This window comes from Streptomyces sp. NPDC058284 (genome assembly GCF_042881135.1).
Taxonomy (GTDB): Bacteria; Actinomycetota; Actinomycetes; order Streptomycetales; family Streptomycetaceae; genus Streptomyces.
Map to the genome: position 1 here is coordinate 216,058 of NZ_JBHVYE010000009.1, position 15,933 is coordinate 231,990.

15 protein-coding genes are annotated in these 15,933 nt (G+C 73.7%); 6 read left to right on the top strand and 9 right to left on the bottom strand.

Features of this window, described 5'->3' with window-relative positions:
* Window positions 1-43: 43 nt before the first annotated feature.
* The 3 genes from nirD to ACFVYR_RS15770 are packed head-to-tail and all read right to left on the bottom strand — an operon-like array spanning window position 44 to window position 4,228.
* Window positions 44-394, bottom strand: coding sequence for a nitrite reductase small subunit NirD (nirD, locus tag ACFVYR_RS15760; protein ID WP_384255261.1), 351 nt, complete (start codon window positions 392-394; stop codon window positions 44-46).
* Window positions 391-2,952 (bottom strand): nitrite reductase large subunit NirB, encoded by a 2,562-nt coding sequence (gene nirB / locus ACFVYR_RS15765; RefSeq protein WP_384255264.1) that lies wholly within the window; start codon window positions 2,950-2,952, stop codon window positions 391-393. Before nirB ends, nirD begins: the two co-directional genes overlap by 4 nt.
* 1 nt (window position 2,953) lies before the next feature.
* On the bottom strand, window positions 2,954-4,228 hold the full coding sequence (locus ACFVYR_RS15770; protein WP_384255266.1) for an NAD(P)/FAD-dependent oxidoreductase: 1,275 nt from the start codon (window positions 4,226-4,228) through the stop codon (window positions 2,954-2,956).
* A gap of 292 nt (window positions 4,229-4,520) precedes the next feature.
* Here ACFVYR_RS15770 and ACFVYR_RS15775 point away from each other — a divergent pair, with 292 nt between their 5' ends.
* The 3 genes from ACFVYR_RS15775 (at window position 4,521) to ACFVYR_RS15785 (ending at window position 7,258) form a co-directional block, all read left to right on the top strand.
* On the top strand, window positions 4,521-6,077 hold the full coding sequence (locus ACFVYR_RS15775) for a ferric reductase-like transmembrane domain-containing protein (protein ID WP_384255269.1): 1,557 nt from the start codon (window positions 4,521-4,523) through the stop codon (window positions 6,075-6,077).
* 114 nt (window positions 6,078-6,191) lie between these two features.
* Window positions 6,192-6,383: a hypothetical protein gene (locus ACFVYR_RS15780; RefSeq protein WP_384255271.1), complete on the top strand. Its 192-nt coding sequence runs from the start codon at window positions 6,192-6,194 to the stop codon at window positions 6,381-6,383.
* 92 nt (window positions 6,384-6,475) lie between these two features.
* Window positions 6,476-7,258: a sulfite exporter TauE/SafE family protein gene (locus ACFVYR_RS15785; RefSeq protein WP_384255273.1), complete on the top strand. Its 783-nt coding sequence runs from the start codon at window positions 6,476-6,478 to the stop codon at window positions 7,256-7,258.
* 55 nt (window positions 7,259-7,313) lie between these two features.
* Here the strand turns inward: ACFVYR_RS15785 and ACFVYR_RS15790 are convergent, their stop codons facing one another.
* From ACFVYR_RS15790 to ACFVYR_RS15810, 5 genes are all read right to left on the bottom strand, one after another.
* The gene (locus ACFVYR_RS15790; protein ID WP_384255275.1) at window positions 7,314-8,018 is read right to left on the bottom strand and encodes a class F sortase; all 705 of its coding nucleotides are present in this window, start codon (window positions 8,016-8,018) and stop codon (window positions 7,314-7,316) included.
* 116 nt (window positions 8,019-8,134) lie between these two features.
* A complete protein-coding gene (locus tag ACFVYR_RS15795) occupies window positions 8,135-8,701 on the bottom strand; it encodes a hypothetical protein (protein WP_384255277.1) in 567 nt (188 codons plus the stop codon).
* A 284-nt stretch (window positions 8,702-8,985) separates the two neighbouring features.
* The gene (locus tag ACFVYR_RS15800) at window positions 8,986-9,783 is read right to left on the bottom strand and encodes an aminotransferase class IV (protein ID WP_384255280.1); all 798 of its coding nucleotides are present in this window, start codon (window positions 9,781-9,783) and stop codon (window positions 8,986-8,988) included.
* 73 nt (window positions 9,784-9,856) lie between these two features.
* Entirely contained in the window at window positions 9,857-11,245 is a 1,389-nt protein-coding gene (locus tag ACFVYR_RS15805; RefSeq protein WP_384255282.1) for a sensor histidine kinase, read from the bottom strand.
* Window positions 11,246-11,256: 11 nt separating this feature from the next.
* Window positions 11,257-11,955, bottom strand: a complete 699-nt coding sequence (locus tag ACFVYR_RS15810) for a hypothetical protein (protein ID WP_384255284.1) — start codon at window positions 11,953-11,955, stop codon at window positions 11,257-11,259.
* Between the two features lie 238 nt (window positions 11,956-12,193).
* On the opposite strand from ACFVYR_RS15810, the gene cutA reads away from it, so the two are divergent.
* From cutA to ACFVYR_RS15825, 3 genes are all read left to right on the top strand, one after another.
* Window positions 12,194-12,529, top strand: coding sequence for a divalent-cation tolerance protein CutA (gene cutA / locus ACFVYR_RS15815; protein WP_384255287.1), 336 nt, complete (start codon window positions 12,194-12,196; stop codon window positions 12,527-12,529).
* The gene (locus ACFVYR_RS15820; RefSeq protein WP_384255288.1) at window positions 12,526-12,978 is read left to right on the top strand and encodes a gamma-glutamylcyclotransferase family protein; all 453 of its coding nucleotides are present in this window, start codon (window positions 12,526-12,528) and stop codon (window positions 12,976-12,978) included. The genes cutA and ACFVYR_RS15820 overlap by 4 nt, the downstream gene beginning before the upstream one ends.
* A gap of 277 nt (window positions 12,979-13,255) precedes the next feature.
* The gene (locus ACFVYR_RS15825) at window positions 13,256-13,546 is read left to right on the top strand and encodes a DUF6355 family natural product biosynthesis protein (RefSeq protein WP_384255290.1); all 291 of its coding nucleotides are present in this window, start codon (window positions 13,256-13,258) and stop codon (window positions 13,544-13,546) included.
* Window positions 13,547-13,666: 120 nt separating this feature from the next.
* Here ACFVYR_RS15825 and ACFVYR_RS15830 read toward each other — a convergent pair whose 3' ends face one another.
* Window positions 13,667-15,769 carry a molybdopterin oxidoreductase family protein gene (locus ACFVYR_RS15830; RefSeq protein ID WP_384255293.1) on the bottom strand — a complete coding sequence of 701 codons (2,103 nt, stop codon included), beginning with the start codon at window positions 15,767-15,769 and terminating at the stop codon, window positions 13,667-13,669.
* Between the last annotated feature and the right edge of the window lie 164 nt (window positions 15,770-15,933).

Consider the following 15,933-nt stretch of genomic DNA (forward strand, 5'->3'; position numbering starts at 1 on the left):
GAAGGGAACAGTACGCAATTCTGGAATGACCGGTCAAGAGGGATCAGGCGATGCGCACCGCGTGCACCGCCACCGCCACCTCCTCGTCGTCCAGGCACCGCCCGGTCTCCAGGTCGAACCGCTGCTTCAGCAGCGGCGAGGCGACGAACGGCCGTCCCCGCTCCGTTCCGAGCAGGCCCCGGGAGAGGACCGCGGCGCCCGTGAACGGGTCACGGTTGTCGATCGCGTACGTACGGCCCTCGCGGTCGAGGAAGAGCGCGGCCTGGCGGCCGTCGGGCAGCAGGGCGGCGAGGCCCCGGCCCGGCATCAGCTGCGTACGGTCGCAGATCGCGAACCAGTCGTCGTCCAGGCGCAGTTGGACACGGGGGGCGGGCGAAGCGGTCGAGTCGCTCATCGTGCGGCTCCTTCCAGGGGGCGGGGGCTGATGGACAGCAGGGGCAGGTCGGGCTTGATCTGGTCGCGCTCGGGGACGAAGCCGACCGTGGGGTCGGGCACACCGGGCGCGTTGACGAAGGAGACGAAGCGAGCGAGGCGCTCCGGGTCGTCGAGGGTCTCGGCCCACTCGTCGCGGTAGTGCGTGACGTGGGCGGCCATCAGTGACTCCAGCTCGTCACAGATGCCAAGGGAGTCGTGGACGACGACGTCGCGGACGTGGTCGAGGCCGCCGTCGATCCGGTCGAGCCAGGCGGCGGTGCGCTCCAGGCGGTCGGCGGTGCGGATGTAGAACATGAGGAACCGGTCGATGAGACGGACCAGTTCGGCGTCGTCGAGGTCCTGGGCGAGCAGGTCGGCGTGGCGCGGGGTCGCGCCGCCGTTGCCGCCGACGTACAGGTTCCAGCCGCTCGCCGTGGCGATCACGCCGAAGTCCTTGGACTGCGCCTCGGCGCACTCGCGGGCGCAGCCGGAGACCGCCGACTTCAGTTTGTGCGGGGCGCGCAGGCCGCGGTAGCGCAGCTCCAGGTCGATGGCCATGCGGACGGAGTCCTGAACGCCGTAGCGGCACCAGGTCTGCCCGACGCAGGACTTCACCGTGCGCAGCGCCTTGCCGTACGCGTGGCCCGACTCGAAGCCCGCATCCACCAATCGCGCCCAGATGACCGGCAGTTGTTCGACGCGCGCGCCGAACAGGTCGATGCGCTGACCGCCGGTGATCTTCGTGTAGAGCCCGAAGTCCCGCGCCACCTCACCGATCACGATGAGCTTCTCCGGCGTGATCTCGCCGCCGGGGATGCGCGGGACCACCGAGTAGGAGCCGTTCTTCTGGAGGTTGGCGAGGAAGTGGTCGTTGGTGTCCTGGAGCGCGGCCTGTTCGCCGTCCAGGACGTAGCCGCCGGCGCCGATGGCCGGGGCGAGGGACGCGATGATCGAACCGACCGCCGGCTTGCACTCGTCACAGCCCTCGCCGCCGCGCGCCTCCTCGCGGCCGTGCGCGTCGAGCAGTTCGCGGAAGGAGGTGACGCGCAGGGCGCGCACGATCTCGTACAGCTCCTGGCGGGTCTGCGCGAAGCAGCCGCACAGCCCGTCGTCACCGCTCTTCGGCAGCAACTGCCCGATCACCTTCAGGCAACTGCCGCACCCCGTACCGGCCTTGGTGCACTTCTTGACCTCGGGCAGCGAGGAGCAGGCGCAGATCTGGTCCTTGGTGACGTTGTGGCAGTTGCAGATGACCGCGGAGCCGGGCAGGGCCTCGGGGCCGAGCGCGACCGGGGCGCCCGCGCCCGCGGGGAGCACCAACTGCTCGGCGGGCACCGGAGGTACGGACCCGGTGAGCGGGCGCAGCACCCCGTACGCCTCGGCGTCGCCGACGAGGATCCCGCCGAGCAGTTCACCGCCCGGCGCCATCACCAGCTTCTTGTACGTGCCCGAGCGCGAGTCGGTGTAGACGACGTCGAGGCAGCCCTCGGCCGTGCCGTGCGCGTCGCCGAACGACGCCACGTCGACACCGAGGAGCTTCAGCTTGGTGGAGAGGTCGGCGCCGGTGAAGCTCGCCTCGCGGGAGGCGATGGCGGCGGCGGCCGTCTGCGCCATCTCGTAGCCGGGCGCGACCAGGCCGTACACCCGGCCGTCCGCCGCGAGGGCGCACTCGCCGATCGCGTACACGTGCGGGTCGCTGGTGCGGCACTGCTCGTCGACCGTGATGCCGCCGCGCTCGCCGACCGCCAGGCCGTGCGCGCGGGCGAGCTGATCGCGCGGGCGGACGCCCGCCGAGAACACCACCAGGTCCGTGGCGACCTCGCTGCCGTCGGACAGCTTCATGCCGGTCACGGCGCCGTCCTCGCCGGTCACGATCTCCTGCGTGCCGGTGCCGGTGTGCACGGTCAGGCCCATGCCGGTGATGGTGCGCAGGAGCGCGGCGCCGCCGCCCTCGTCGACCTGCACCGGCATCAGGCGCGGCGCGAACTCCACGACGTGCGTGGCCAGTCCGAGCCCCTTCAGCGCGCCCGCCGCCTCCAGGCCGAGCAGCCCGCCGCCGACGACCGCGCCGGTCGTGGCGCGCCGCTTCGCGTACTCCTCGATGGCGAGCAGGTCCTCGATGGTGCGGTAGACGAAACAGCCCGTCGCGTCCTTGCCCGGCACGGGCGGCACGAACGGGTAGGAGCCGGTCGCGAGCACCAGCGTGTCGTACGCGAAGACGGCGCCCGAGCGCGCGGTGACCGTCCTGGCCTCGCGGTCGAGGCTCTCCGCCGCGTCACCCACGTACAGCTCGATGCCGTGCTCGTCGAGGAACTCCCGGTCGGTGACGGAGAGTTCGTCCGGCGTGCGGCCCGAGAAGTACGAGGTGAGCTGCACGCGGTCGTAGGCGGGGCGCGGCTCCTCGCACAGCACCACGATCCGGTGGCTCGCCGTGAGGCCCTGCCCGGCGGCGGCTTCGAGGAAGCGCTGGCCGACCATGCCGTGTCCGACGAGCACGAGGGTGGGGCGGGGGTTCGGGGGCGGTACGGGCGTGGGCATGTCAGCGGCCTCCGTCGTGGGTGAGTCCGTCGTGGGTGAGCAGGTGGAGCAGAGGGCTGTCGTCGTCGGGCAGCGGATCGTCGGCCTCCCAGGCGCGGGCCAGCGCGCCGACCGCCGCGAGCTCGCCGAGCAGGACGCCGCCGACGAGGCGGCCCTCGCGGACGACGACCTTGCGGTACGTGCCGCGGGTGGCGTCGGCGAGCTGGACGACATCGTCATCGGGGCGGGGCTCCGGGTCGCCGAAGGCCGCGAGGTCCAGCGGCCCCGGGCCCGGCAGGGTGAGGCGGGTCAGCGTGCGGGAGCCGGTGTAGGGGCGCGCGCCGTTCCGGCCGGCCGCTTCGCGCGTCAGCGCGTCGGCGAGCGCGTCGGCCTGCTCGACGGCGGGCGTCGCGAGGCCGTACACGCGGCCCCCGTGCTCCGCGCAGTCGCCGACGGCCCGGATGTGCGGGTCGGAGGTCCGCAGCAGGTCGTCCACGACGATGCCCCGGCGCACGTCGAGCCCGGCGGCCCGCGCCAGACCGGTGCGGGGCCGCACGCCGCAGGCCAGGACGGTCAGATCGGTGTCCAGGAGGTAGCCGTCGGCGAGTTCTACGTGGCGTACGGCGCCGTCGGTGACACCGACCCCGCGCACCCGGCACTCGGTGTGCACCTCGACGCCGAGGTCCGTGAGATGCCGGTGCACCAGCCGCGACGACATGGGGTCGAGCTGCCGTTCCATGAGCCGCTCGGCCTGCTGGGTCAGGACGACCTGGGCGCCACGCCGGGCGAGGGCGCGGGCCGCCGACACGCCGAGGAGGCCGCCGCCGATGACGACGACGCGGACGCCCGGCGCCACGGCGGCGGAGAGGGCGAGACAGTCGTCCAGGGTCCGGAACGCGTGCACGCCACCGGGCAGTTCACCGGCGCCGGGCGCGAACAGGCCGCGCAGCGGAGGCAGTACGGGGTTCGAGCCCGTCGCGAGGACGAGCGTGCCGTACGCGACGACGCTGCCGTCGGCGCAGTGCACCCGGCGCTCGGTCCGGTCGACGCGGACCGCGCGGGTGCGCAGGGCCGGGCCCGGCGGGCGCGGCAGGGCGATCACGTCGGGGCCGTACCGGCCCGCGAGGACCTCGGCGAGCAGGACGCGGTTGTACGGGGAATGGTCCTCCTCGCCGATCAGCACGGTCCCTGCGCCGAGCCGCTGCGCCAGCCGGGCACCGGCGAGACCCGCGCCGATCACGACGACACCGTCGGCCGGTGCGGGGCCGGTGGCGGTCGGCTGCGCTGATGAGGTCATGCACAGCAGCGTGCGGTGCCGGTGTTACCCGGCAGGATCGGACCTGTTTCCCGCGGGGAACGCTGCGCTCAGCGGGGGCGGGGGAGGGCTGTGAGGGGCGGCGGGGCCGACGGCGGGGAGCGGTGGGGCCGACGGCCGGAGCGGTGGGGGCGGTCGTGGAGCCTCGGTGCCCCAGCCCCGCCGGGCCCCCTTGCTTAACCCCCGTTGAGCCGATCCTCAAGGGCGCCTTAAGGATCGCGGGAACGCCGTTGACCAGCGACTTCCGACGAGTTCCGGCGCCTAGTGTGCCGCCGTGACCACCGAGGCAGCCGACCCCCGACTCGACGCGTACCCCGCCCTGGCCGCGTACCTGCGTCAGCTGGACGCCACACCGGACCCCGGCATTCCGCCGATGCCCGAGGCGCCGCCGAGGGTGCCGCCGCAGGGCGCTCCCCGAAGGCCCGGAGGGCGGCGCCGAGGACGCCGGGCCACCATCCGCGCCACCGCCACCGCCACCGCCGCCACCGCCGCCGCCACCGCCACCACCCCCGCCCTCGCCCCGCCCCTCCGCGTCCCGCCCCGGACCCTGCGTACCGGAATCCTCGGCGGCGGTCTCGTCGTCACCGCGCTGTGGGCCGCCCAAGTGGCGCCGTCCGCCCGGCTCGACGCGCTGTTCGCCACCGGGGCGCACCTCACGGGACTGCTCGCCGGGTACGGGATCCTCGTCATGCTGTTCCTGATGGCCCGTGTCCCCGCCGTCGAACACGGCGTCGGCGCCGACCGCCTCGCGCGACTGCACGCCCTCGGCGGCCGGTACGTCCTTGGCCTCTGCGCCGCCCACGCCCTCCTCGCCGTCTGCGGATACGCCGCCCACACCGGCACCGACCCACTGCGCACCGCCCTCGGCCTGCTCGGCTACCCCGGCATCGCGGCGGCCACCACGGGCACCGCCCTGCTCGCCGCGGTCGGCGCCACCTCCGCCCGCGCCCTGCGCCGCCGCGTCCCGCACGAGATCTGGCGCGCCGCGCACCAGCTCACCTACCTCGGCGCCGCCCTCGCCTTCGCCCACCAGCTCGCCGGCCCTGACCTCGCGGACGGCGTCCTCACCCGGTGGTTCTGGTCGCTGGCGCACGCCACCGTCGCCGTCCTGCTCGCCTGGTACCGCGTCGTCGTCCCCGTACGGCAGGCGCTGCGCCACAGCCTGCGCGTCGTCGACGTACGGAGTGAGGGCCCCGGCGTCGTCTCGGTCCTCGTGCAGGGCATCGGCGTCGACCAACTGCGCGCCGAACCCGGGCAGTTCTTCCGCTGGCGCTTCCTGCGGCACGGACTGTGGCACACCGCGCTGCCCTTCTCGCTCTCCGCGCCGGTCCGCGACGACCTGCTGCGCATCACCGTCAAGGCGGCGGGCGACCACACCCGGCGGATGCGGCGTCTCAGGCCCGGTACGCGTGTGCTGGCCACCGGCCCCTTCGGCGCGCTCACCGCACACCGGCGCACGCGGCGCAAGGTGCTGCTCCTCGCGGGCGGTGTCGGCATCACGCCGTTGCGGGCCCTGTTCGAGACGCTCCCCGGCGGGCCCGGCGACATCACCCTGCTCTACCGAGCGGGCAGCGCGGGGCAACTCGTCCTCAGGCAGGAGCTTGAGGCCATCGCCGAGCGCAGACGGGCCGGCCTGCACTTCCTGCTCGGCCCCTCCGACGCCGCCTTCACCCCGCTCGCCCCGCAGGCGCTGCGCAACCTGGTCCCCGACCTCGCCGAGCACGACGTGTACCTGTGCGGCCCGCCCGGCATGTCCGCCGCGGCGACGGTGGCGCTGGTGCGGGCGGGCGTCCCGGAGGAGCACATCCATGCGGAGCGCTTCACGTTCTGAACACCGCGCCGCACGCTCGCGTACGCCGCTTCCGCCCCCGCGCCGCTCCCCTCACCCCCCACCCCTCACCCCTCACCCCCCACCCCGAGTACGAGAAAGCTGGTCAGCCGGTCCATGGGACGCCACCGCAAACCCGTCGCCCCCGCCCCGGGCCCCACCCTCCGGGCCCGCCGCGGGCTCGCCACGGGCCTCGCGGGGGCGAGCGCGCTCGTCGCCACGGCCCTCGCCCTCGCCATCGACCCGGCGGCACCCCCGGCCCCCGACCGCGCCCCGGCGGGCGCCCCCGCGCCACGGGCGGCGCCATGAGTACGTGACCCCGGGCGTGGCGACCTCAGAAGACGCTCAACTCTCACCGATTACGTGGACGGCGTGATCATCCCTTGCCTAGGGTCGCGATCATGCCTGACATATCCCTGACCACGGTCGTCGTCCTCTGCCTGGCCGCACTCGCGGCCGGCTGGATCGACGCCGTGGTCGGCGGCGGCGGACTGCTGCTGCTCCCCGCCCTGCTGCTCGGCCTGCCGGGCGGCACCCCCGCCGCGCACGCCCTCGGCACGAACAAGGCCGTCGCGATCGTCGGGACGACAGGCGCCGCCGTGACGTACGTCAGGAAGACCCGCGTCGACGTGCCGACCGCGGTACGGATCGGCCTCGCCGCGCTCGCCGGTTCGATGGGCGGCGCCTTCTTCGCGGCCGGGATGAGCACCGAGGTCCTCAAGCCCGTGATCATGGTGGTGCTGCTCGCCGTCGCCGCCTTCGTGATCCTCAGGCCCGCCTTCGGCACCGCGCCCGCCGCGGGACCCGCGTCCCGGCGGCGCGTCCTCGCCGCGATCGGCCTCGCGGGCCTCGGCATCGGCTTCTACGACGGTCTCATCGGCCCCGGCACCGGCACGTTCCTCGTGCTCGCCCTGACCGCCGTGCTCCACCTCGACCTCGTCTCCGCCTCCGCCACCGCGAAGATCGTCAACTGCTGCACCAACGCGGGCGCCCTCGCGATGTTCGCCTGGCAGGGCGCGGTCCTGTGGCAGCTGGCCGCTCTGATGGCCGTCTTCAACCTCGCGGGCGGCATGTTCGGCGCGCACACGGCGCTGAAGAAGGGCAGCGGCTTCGTCCGGGTCGTCCTGCTGACCACCGTCTTCGCGCTCGTGGTGAAGATGGCGTACGAGCAGTGGCTGGCCTGAGGCCTGGCGCACGCGCCGGAAAGCGGTCAGACACGCGCCGGAAGGCGGCCGGTTCTCAGCGCACGCCGGTGAGGTGCGCGAAGACCACCACGTTGCCCTGGTACCCGGTCTGCCTGGAGTACTTCCCGCCGCAGGTGATGACCCGCAGCTCCGGCCGGGACGCGGCGCCGTACACCTTCTCGTCGGGGAAGTCCTTGGCGTCGTACACCTCGTTCGCGTCGACGGTGAAGACGGCCACGCTGCCGTCCCTGCGCCGGACCTCGATCCTGCTGCCCTTCCGTACCGCACCCAGCTCGTAGAAGACGGCGGGACCCTCCTTGTTGTCGACGTGACCGGCGACGATGGCGGTGCCGCGTTCGCCCGGCGTGGTGCCCGCCTCGTACCAGCCCGCCAGGTTCTTCCGGTTCAGGGGCGGCACGTCGAGGCTGCCCTGCCGGGTGAGGCCGAGCCCCATCAGCGGTGTGTCGACGCCGATCGCGGGGATGCGCACCCGATCGGGCGGGGACGGCGGGAGCGGCGGTGTGCCGTGGTCGTGAGGGGTGGCAGGCTCGGGGCGCCGGGTGCCCGGCCCGGCCGACGCGGCCTGGGCGGCGGAGGGCTGGGGCGGGCGCGACTCGGCGCCGCTGCTCAGCAGCCAGGCCCCGGCGCACAGCGCCACGGCGGTGACGGCTCCTATGGCGGCGTTGCCGACCTTCCTGCGGGCGCGGGGTCCCGTACCGGACTGCGTACGGGGCCGGGGTACGCGGCGGGTACGGCGCATACGGCATCCCCCTCGGGGTCGGAACGGTCCTGTCCCTCGTCCCCTCCCGCCCACGAGGGGACACGGGCGGGAGGGGGCAAGGGGTGGCGGTACCGGCGGACAGCGGAGGGTGTCCGTCAGATCCTGTCGCCTCTCGCCCGGCGGTGCAGGAGCCAGGTACCGCCCGCGGCGGCGACGGCCAGGGCCGCCACTCCCGCCGCGGTCTGCACGGGGTCGGGGCCGAGTGCGCCGCCGACCCCCGTCTTGACGTGTCCTCTCGGATGCTGCCGCGGCTCCACGCCCGCCGCCGCGGTGGAGGTGATCGTGACCACCAGGTCGCCCGCGACGCGCTTGCCCTTCACGCCTGAGCCGCCGGACCCGGAGCACTTCGCGACGATCTCGTACGTGCCGGGCTGCGCGGACGGCGGCACCTCGAAGCGGCCGGACGCGGCCTCGCCGCCCTCCTCCTGCGCGCCGGGCGCCAGCGAGAAGCTGCCCGCGCCCACCGCGCTCGCGTCACCCGCCGCGGTCCCGCCGGGGCCGCAGGCGGTGGTGTGCACGGTGACGGTGGTGCCGGGGGTGACGGTGGCGGGCTGGATGCGCAGTTCACCGGCGGGCGGTCCTGGAGCGGCCGATGCGGGGAGGGCCAGGGCGCCCGCCGCCACGGCGAGAGCGGTACCGGTCAGCAGGCGGGCGTTGCGCATTGCTCGTTCCTCCGAGGGCCTTCGCGCGAGCACGGCCCGCGGCACCCCCAAGTGCCGCTGCGTCGGTCGAACCCCGCTCTACCGAGGTAAGTGGCACTCGGCGCCGCACGCCTCCCGGTGAGCCGCCAAAAGGGCGAGGTACGGGGCACTTCTCGTGCGGCGCCGACCACGTTCCAGCAGGTCACCGGCGTATCGGAGGAAGGCGGACGAAGGGTGGGCGCGGCACCGGTGAATGGGTGACACCGGCGCGGCGACGCGTGGCGGGCGGGTTTGAGGACGGGCTCTCAGAGCGTGTCCCACGGCACGGCCTCGTAGGACCCGGCCACCGTCGCCATCAGCTTCTCGTCGATCCCGTACACGGTGTCGTCGATCCGCCGCACGGGGCGGACCCCCCACGCGTTGGTGACGAAGGCCGCCGCGTACGACGGGAGGTCGGCGAGGGTCACCGGGGCGTGCCGGGTCGGCAGACCGGCGGCGGGCAGGACGGCCTGGACCAGTTGCATCGTGATGCCGGACAGGTGCGGGGCGGTCGGCCACACGACTTCCCGGCCGTCGAAGAAGGCGATGTTCGTGACGGCGCCCTCGCTGACCTCGCCACCCGGTCCCGTGAGCAGCGCCTCGTCGAAGCCCGCGCGCCGGACGAGGTCGGCGTGGCGGGCCTGCCCGAAGCCGCCCAGGTGCTTGATGTGGGCGAAGGGCCGCTGGTACGGCACGGAACGCAGCGACTGCGCGCGTTCCTCCATGGTGGCGGGCAGCTCCGTCGGCGGCCGGACGACGACCATGAGGGACGGCTCCCCGCCCGGGGCGTGGACGTAGACACGTACGGACGCCTCCGTGATGTCGTCGCGCAGGATGTGCCGGATCAGGCCGCGCACCCGTTCCCCGTCGAGGGCGTGTCCGAAGAGCTCACGGGTGGCCGCGTCGAGCCGGGCCAGATGCCGTTCGATGCCGCGCACTTTGCCGCCCCTGACCTGCATCGCGGTGAAGTGTCCCGTCTGGACGAGGGCGGGCCACAGCAGGGCGTCGGCGGTGACGGCCCGGCCGTCGATCTCGATGCGTTCGACCAGCGCGGAATTTGTCATGCGGCCACGCTACGGCGCGCCCGACGGGTCGGGCCCTCGGCAGGTCAGGTCGACGGGTCGGGCCCTTCGTAGGTCAGGCCCTCGGCAGCCGTACGACCGCCACCGCACCGCCGTCCGCCGCGTTGGCGAGGTCCACGCGGGCGCCGATCACCTGGGCCTGGCCGAACGCGATGGTCAGGCCGAGACCGGTGCCCTGGCCGCGTTCCCGCGCGCCGGTCTGGAACCGTCGCGGGCCGTCGGTGAGCAGGTGCCGCGGGAAGCCGGGACCGTGGTCGCGGACCGTGACCTCGACGCCGTCGACCCGCACCTCGACCGGCGCGCCGCCGTGCTTGCGCGCGTTGGCGACGAGGTTGGTGAGAATCCGCTCAAGACGCCGCGCGTCGGTCCGCACGAACGTCCCGTACGCGGCGTCGCCACCCTGCTCGCCACCCCGCTCGCCACCCCACCCGGCGCGCCCACTCAGCGCGTCGAAGCCCGCGGCCGAACCGCTCACCCGCTCCGCGATGGTCTCGACGAGCCGCCCCAGTTGGTGGACCTCCAGGTCGGGCCTCTCCACCTCCGCGTCCAGGCGGGCCACTTCGAGCAGGTCCTCCGTGAGGGTGCGCAGGGCGTGGACGCGGTCGCGCACGAGTTCCGTCGGACGGCTCGACGGCAGCAGCTCGGCCGCCGTGTGCAGCCCGGTCAGCGGGGTGCGCAACTCGTGCGCGACGTCCGCGGTGAAGCGCTGCTCGGCCTCCAGACGCTGTTGCAGGGACGCGGCCATCGTGTCGACCGCGGTGGCCAGTTCGGCCACCTCGTTCCTGCTGTGCCGCTCACCGGGCGGGCGCGGATGGCCGATACGGGCGTCGAGGTCGCCCCGGCTGATGCGGCGCGCGATGGCCGCCGCGGTGCGCAGCTCGCGGCTGACCCTGCTGGACAGGCCCGCACCGCCGAGCGCGGCGAGGGCGACGACGACGGCGCCCCAGATGATCACCTGACGGTCGAACTCGGCCATTTCGGCAGCCTGTTCGCGCAGCGGCTCACGGATGGACAGGACGTGACGGGGGTGATCGCCGATCGGCCGCGCCGCCCAGACGCACGGGTCGTCCGACGCCATGTCGAGATAGGTGGTGCGCTGCCCGGCCAGCGCGGCCTTCCGCAGGGGCTCGGGCAGCCGGGGGTCGTCGAGGGCGGCGTCCGTGTCGTCGTCCTGCTCGACCTGGCCCGACAGCTCGTACAACTGGCGTACGCGGACGAGTTGCGCCACGGACCCGGACCGCGCGCTCCCCGTGACCTGGTCGAGCCGGGCGTGGTGGACGAGCAGGCCGATGGCGACGGCGACCACCGCGCAGCCCGCGGCGAGCAGCGCGGCGATCTTCCAGCGCAGCCCGAGGCCGTTGAGCACGGCACGGACGTGGGCCATGGTGCGGGGCACGGCGCGGGGCGTGGTGCGCGGCGCGGCGCGGGGCACGGCGCGGGGCATGGCGCGCGGCATCAAGGCCCGTTCCGCTCGGGCTGCTGTCCGGGCTTCTCGGACCGCTGTCCGGGCTTCTCGGACTCCTTGTAGTTCTTGATGTCACTGACGGCGGACATCCGCGCGCCGTCCCAGTGGAAGCGCACCGCCTGCTCGCCGCCCTCCGCGCACGGAGTACGAAGGAGCAGGTCGGGGCCGATCGTCTCCACGCGCAGGTTCCTGCCGGAGGTGAGCAGGATCGGGTAGACCTTGCCGTCGCGCGGGGAGTAGACGGCCAGAACGGACCGCCCGCTGTCCGTGTCGGCGGCCATCAGCATCTCGGGCTTCCCGTCGCCGGTGAGGTCGACGAATTCCGGCGGTCGCAGGCCGGCCCGCCCCGGCCGGTCGATCATGCCCCGGTCGGCCAGCGGCTTCGTGCGCTGGTCGGCGCGCAGGATCGCGCGCGCGTCCATCGAGGCCAGCCCGCCGGAACCGACCTTCGGCAGCCCCCGCAACGGCCGCGGCGACGGCTGGTGCGTGGCGGCCTCCGCGCCCGGCGCCCGCGAGAACTTGCCCGACCAGGCGGGCCAGACCGCCTCGGGGCGGGGCTGTACGGAGACGGACGGCGCGCTCTCGCCGTGACCGAGACCGTTCGTGCCGGCGCACCCCGTGCCCCCGGTGAGGGCGAGGACCGCGAGGGCGGCGGCGTGGAGGAGCGGGCGGCGGAAGTACGTGTTCATGGGATGGCTGACCGTCACGTGGGGGGAGTTGAGCTGGTGATGGCCGACCCGGAGCGCTGCTCCGTGGCTTCGGCGGAGTGCCGGCCACCGCTCTCGAAGGTAGGAACCGTCCATCACGGAGAACGGGAGGTTGTGTAACGAATACGCCTAAGAGCGGCGAAAGCCCGATGCTCAGGACCTTCGGCCTGTGCACTCGCCCCTGGGCGCCCCTGGTGGCCCCGCTGTGCACAATCGGCGTATGGACGACGAACCGAAGGTGCGGGTGCTGACCGTACTGACCACGACGGACACCGAGGGCAAGGCTCGGGACCTCGCGGGCGGCGCGGTCCGCGCGCGGGTCGCGGCCTGTGCGCAGATCGCCGGACCCGTCACGTCCGTGTACCGGTGGGAGGGCGAGCTGGAGTCCGCCCAGGAGTGGCAGGTGCTGTTCAAAACGGCGACCGCGCGCTACGCCGCCCTGGAGTCCTGGCTCACCGAGGCCCACGACTACGACACCCCGGAGATCATCGCGACGCCGGTGGTCCGGGGGAGCGCCGCCTACCTGGAGTGGGTGGAGCGGGAGACCGCCGAGTGACGGTCCGGAACGAACGCGGCGCGCCCCGCCTCCCGTTCTTCGTCTACGGCACCCTCCGCCCCGGAGGGCCGAACCACGCCGCGTACCTGCGCGGCCGGACCGCCTCGGAGGAACCGGCCCACCTGCCGGACGCCGTCCTCTACGACGGCCCCGGCTACCCGTACGCCGTCGAGGCCCCCGGCGAGGGCCCGGTCCGCGGAGAGCTGGTGACGGCCCTGCCCGCCGCCTACGACCGGCTCCTCGCCGCCCTGGACATCCTTGAGGAGTACGTCCCGGGCGACCCCCGCAACCTGTACGAACGGATCGCGCGCGACGTGACCCGAGCGGACGGGACGGCCGTACGCGCCTGGGTGTACGTCGCGGCCCCGCGGCCGGCAGCCGGGCTGCGGGCCTCGGGATCGGTGATCGGCGGAGGCGACTGGACCACGCACCGCCTCAAAACCCGGTGACCCCGACCTCCCACCTCTCACCTCCCCCTCCCACCTCTCACCTCCCGCCTCTCGCCTCCTCCCCTCCACCGGGCCAACACGCCCGCCCCACGGCCCAACTCCCGCCCCACAAGCATGAATACGCAGCTCAAACGGCTACGCACTCGATGTGATGATCTGAACCACTCGTGCGAGCGAGTTCACGCGACCACGGACAGTGCGTGCCGCGAAGCTCTCCGTGCGCACCTCTCGGTGTGCGAGGCGGTGCGTGAGCACCCATCCCAGAAGGAGTCGCCTCATGCGAGTTCGCCGTACCCTGCCGGCCCTCATCGGCGCCCTGACCATCGGTCTCGGCATCTCCCTGGCGTCCTCGGCCTCCGCCGAGCCGACGGCCGTCAAGGACCCCTGCGGGTTCTTCGAGACCGCAAGCGACGCCTACTACAACCACTGCACCAGCGACGGCTCGCACATCGTGATCGAGATCGACGACTGGGGTCCCAACAGCGAGCGATGCGTCGGCCCTGGCGTGACCTGGATCGGCTCGGCGTCGGGTGTGGACGGCGCCTGGTACACGGGCCGCCTCTGCTGATCCCCGGCACCTTCGCCTGACGGCGGGCCCGGGGCACTCGCACCCCGTCCCGGCCCCGCATCACCTCCCCTTCAACCACCTCCCCTTCGACCTCCAGCCCTTCGGCCTCCAGTCCTTCACCTATGGCCGTTCCACGCGCTCCAGCCGCACCGCGCACACCTTGAACTCCGGCATCCCCGACACGGGGTCGAGGGCCGGATGCGTCAGGGTGTTGGCCCGTCCCTCCCCCGGCCAGTGGAACGGCATGAAGACCGTGTCGGCGCGGATCGCCGACGTCACCCGCGCCGGAGCCACCGCGCGCCCGCGCCGCGAGACGACGGCGACCGGATCGTCCTGCCCGACCTCCAGGCGCGCGGCCAGCCGGGGATGCAACTCCACGAAGGGCCCCGGAGCAGCCGAGTTGAGCTCCTCCACGCGCCGCGTCTGAGCCCCCGACTGGTACTGCGCCAGCACCCGCCCCGTGGTCAGCAGTACGGGATACTCCGCGTCCGGCTCCTCAGCCGCGGCCCGGTGCACCACCGGCACGAACCGGGCACGCCCGTCCTCGGTGGCGAACCGGTCGAGGAACAACCGCGGCGTCCCGGGATGCGGCGCGCGGATCCCCTCGCCGACCACCCCGCCGTCGCGCACAACGCCAGCCCCTTCCCCGGTGGTCCCCGCGTCCGCCGGGCACGGCCAGAACACCCCCTTCCCGTCGTCCTCCCTCAGCCGCTCGTAACTGATCCCCGAGTAGTCCGCGGGCCCGCCCGCGCTCGCCCGGCGCAACTCCTCGAAGACCTCCTCCGGTTCGGCCGGGAACCCCTTTCCGTGTCCGAGCCGCGCCGCGAGCCCGTGCAGCACGTCCAGGTCACTGCGCACCCCGGCCGGCGCGGAGACGGCCCTGCGCCGCAGCAGCACTCGCCCCTCCAGATTCGTCACCGTCCCCGTCTCCTCCGCCCACTGCGTCACCGGCAGCACGACATCCGCCAGCTGAGCCGTCTCGGACAGCACCACGTCCGCCACCGCGAGGAAGCCGAGCGAGCGCAGCCGTCCCTCCACGTGCGCGGCGCGCGGCGCGGAGACGACCGGGTTGGAACCCATCAGAAGCAGGGCCTTGATATCCCCGCCCAACGCGTCGAGCAGCTCGTACGCCGACCTGCCAGGACCCGGCAACGAGTCCGGATCCACACCCCACACCCCCGCGACATGCGACCGCGCCGCCGGATCGGTCAGCTTGCGGTAACCGGGCAACTGGTCCGCCTTCTGGCCGTGTTCACGCCCACCCTGACCGTTGCCCTGGCCCGTCAGGCAGCCGTACCCGGAGAACGGCCGCCCGGCGCGCCCCGTCGCGAGACACAGGTTGATCCACGCCCCGACCGTGTCCGTACCCTTGGACTGTTGCTCGGGCCCACGTGCGGTGAGCACCATCGCGTTGTCGGCGTCGCAGAAGAGGCTTACGGCGTCGCGCAGTTGAGGAACGGCCACGCCGGTGATCCGCTCGACGTGCTCGGGCCAGTGCGCCATCGCCGCCGCCCGCGCCTCCTCCCATCCGTTCGTCCGCTCCTCGATGTACGTCTCGTCCGTGCGGCCCTCCGCGACGACCAGGTGCAGCAGGCCGAGTGCCAGGGCGAGGTCCGTGCCGGGCCGGGGCGCCAGGTGCAGGTCGGCCTGCTCGGCGGTCCGGGTACGGCGGGGGTCCACGACGATCAGCTTGCCGCCGTTCGCCCGCAGCTCCGTGAGGTACCGCAGGGCGGGCGGCATCGTCTCGGCGAGGTTCGACCCGACGAGGATCACGCACCCGGTACGCGGGATGTCCTCCAGCGGGAACGGCAGCCCCCGGTCGAGCCCGAACGCCCGCTGCCCGGCGGCCGCGGCCGACGACATGCAGAACCGTCCGTTGTAGTCGATCTGCGACGTGCCGAGCGCCACCCTCGCGAACTTGCCCAGCGCGTACGCCTTCTCGTTGGTCAGGCCGCCCCCGCCGAACACGCCGCACGCGTCCGCTCCGTACTCCGCGCGCGTACGGACCAGCTCGTCCGCGATCCGGTCCAAGGCCTCCTCCCAGGTGGCCGGAGTGAGCCTGCCCGTGGCGCGGGACCGGATGAGCGGCTCCGTCAGCCGCACCCGGGAGGAGAGCACGGCGGGGGCCGTGCGGCCCTTGCCGCACAGAGCTCCCTTGTTGACGGGGAACCCGGCACGCTCCACGACCTCGACCTCGCCGTCGGGCGTCGTCGTCAGGCCCATGCCGCACTGCAGGGCGCAGTACGGGCAGTGGGTTGCCGTTGCCGTTGCCGTGGCCGTTGCCTTCGCCTCTGCCTCTGTCGTGGCCGAGGGGGGCGCCGGTGTTGCGGATGTCGCCGGTGTCGCCGTGGAGTGCATGCCGTTCAGCGTCCGGCGTGCGTGTTACG

Excerpts from the sequence above, each read along its gene's own strand:
- cutA (WP_384255287.1), top strand. The coding sequence starts at position 12,194 with ATGGACGACGAACCGAAGGTGCGGGTGCTGACCGTACTGACCACGACG.
- nirB (WP_384255264.1), bottom strand. The coding sequence starts at position 2,952 with ATGCCCACGCCCGTACCGCCCCCGAACCCCCGCCCCACCCTCGTGCTC.
- ACFVYR_RS15800 (WP_384255280.1), bottom strand. The coding sequence starts at position 9,783 with ATGACAAATTCCGCGCTGGTCGAACGCATCGAGATCGACGGCCGGGCC.
- ACFVYR_RS15795 (WP_384255277.1), bottom strand. The coding sequence starts at position 8,701 with ATGCGCAACGCCCGCCTGCTGACCGGTACCGCTCTCGCCGTGGCGGCG.
- ACFVYR_RS15825 (WP_384255290.1), top strand. The coding sequence starts at position 13,256 with ATGCGAGTTCGCCGTACCCTGCCGGCCCTCATCGGCGCCCTGACCATC.
- ACFVYR_RS15830 (WP_384255293.1), bottom strand. The coding sequence starts at position 15,769 with ATGGGCCTGACGACGACGCCCGACGGCGAGGTCGAGGTCGTGGAGCGT.
- ACFVYR_RS15770 (WP_384255266.1), bottom strand. The coding sequence starts at position 4,228 with ATGACCTCATCAGCGCAGCCGACCGCCACCGGCCCCGCACCGGCCGAC.
- nirD (WP_384255261.1), bottom strand. The coding sequence starts at position 394 with ATGAGCGACTCGACCGCTTCGCCCGCCCCCCGTGTCCAACTGCGCCTG.
- ACFVYR_RS15810 (WP_384255284.1), bottom strand. The coding sequence starts at position 11,955 with ATGAACACGTACTTCCGCCGCCCGCTCCTCCACGCCGCCGCCCTCGCG.
- ACFVYR_RS15780 (WP_384255271.1), top strand. The coding sequence starts at position 6,192 with ATGGGACGCCACCGCAAACCCGTCGCCCCCGCCCCGGGCCCCACCCTC.
- ACFVYR_RS15790 (WP_384255275.1), bottom strand. The coding sequence starts at position 8,018 with ATGCGCCGTACCCGCCGCGTACCCCGGCCCCGTACGCAGTCCGGTACG.
- ACFVYR_RS15785 (WP_384255273.1), top strand. The coding sequence starts at position 6,476 with ATGCCTGACATATCCCTGACCACGGTCGTCGTCCTCTGCCTGGCCGCA.
- ACFVYR_RS15805 (WP_384255282.1), bottom strand. The coding sequence starts at position 11,245 with ATGCCCCGCGCCGTGCCCCGCGCCGCGCCGCGCACCACGCCCCGCGCC.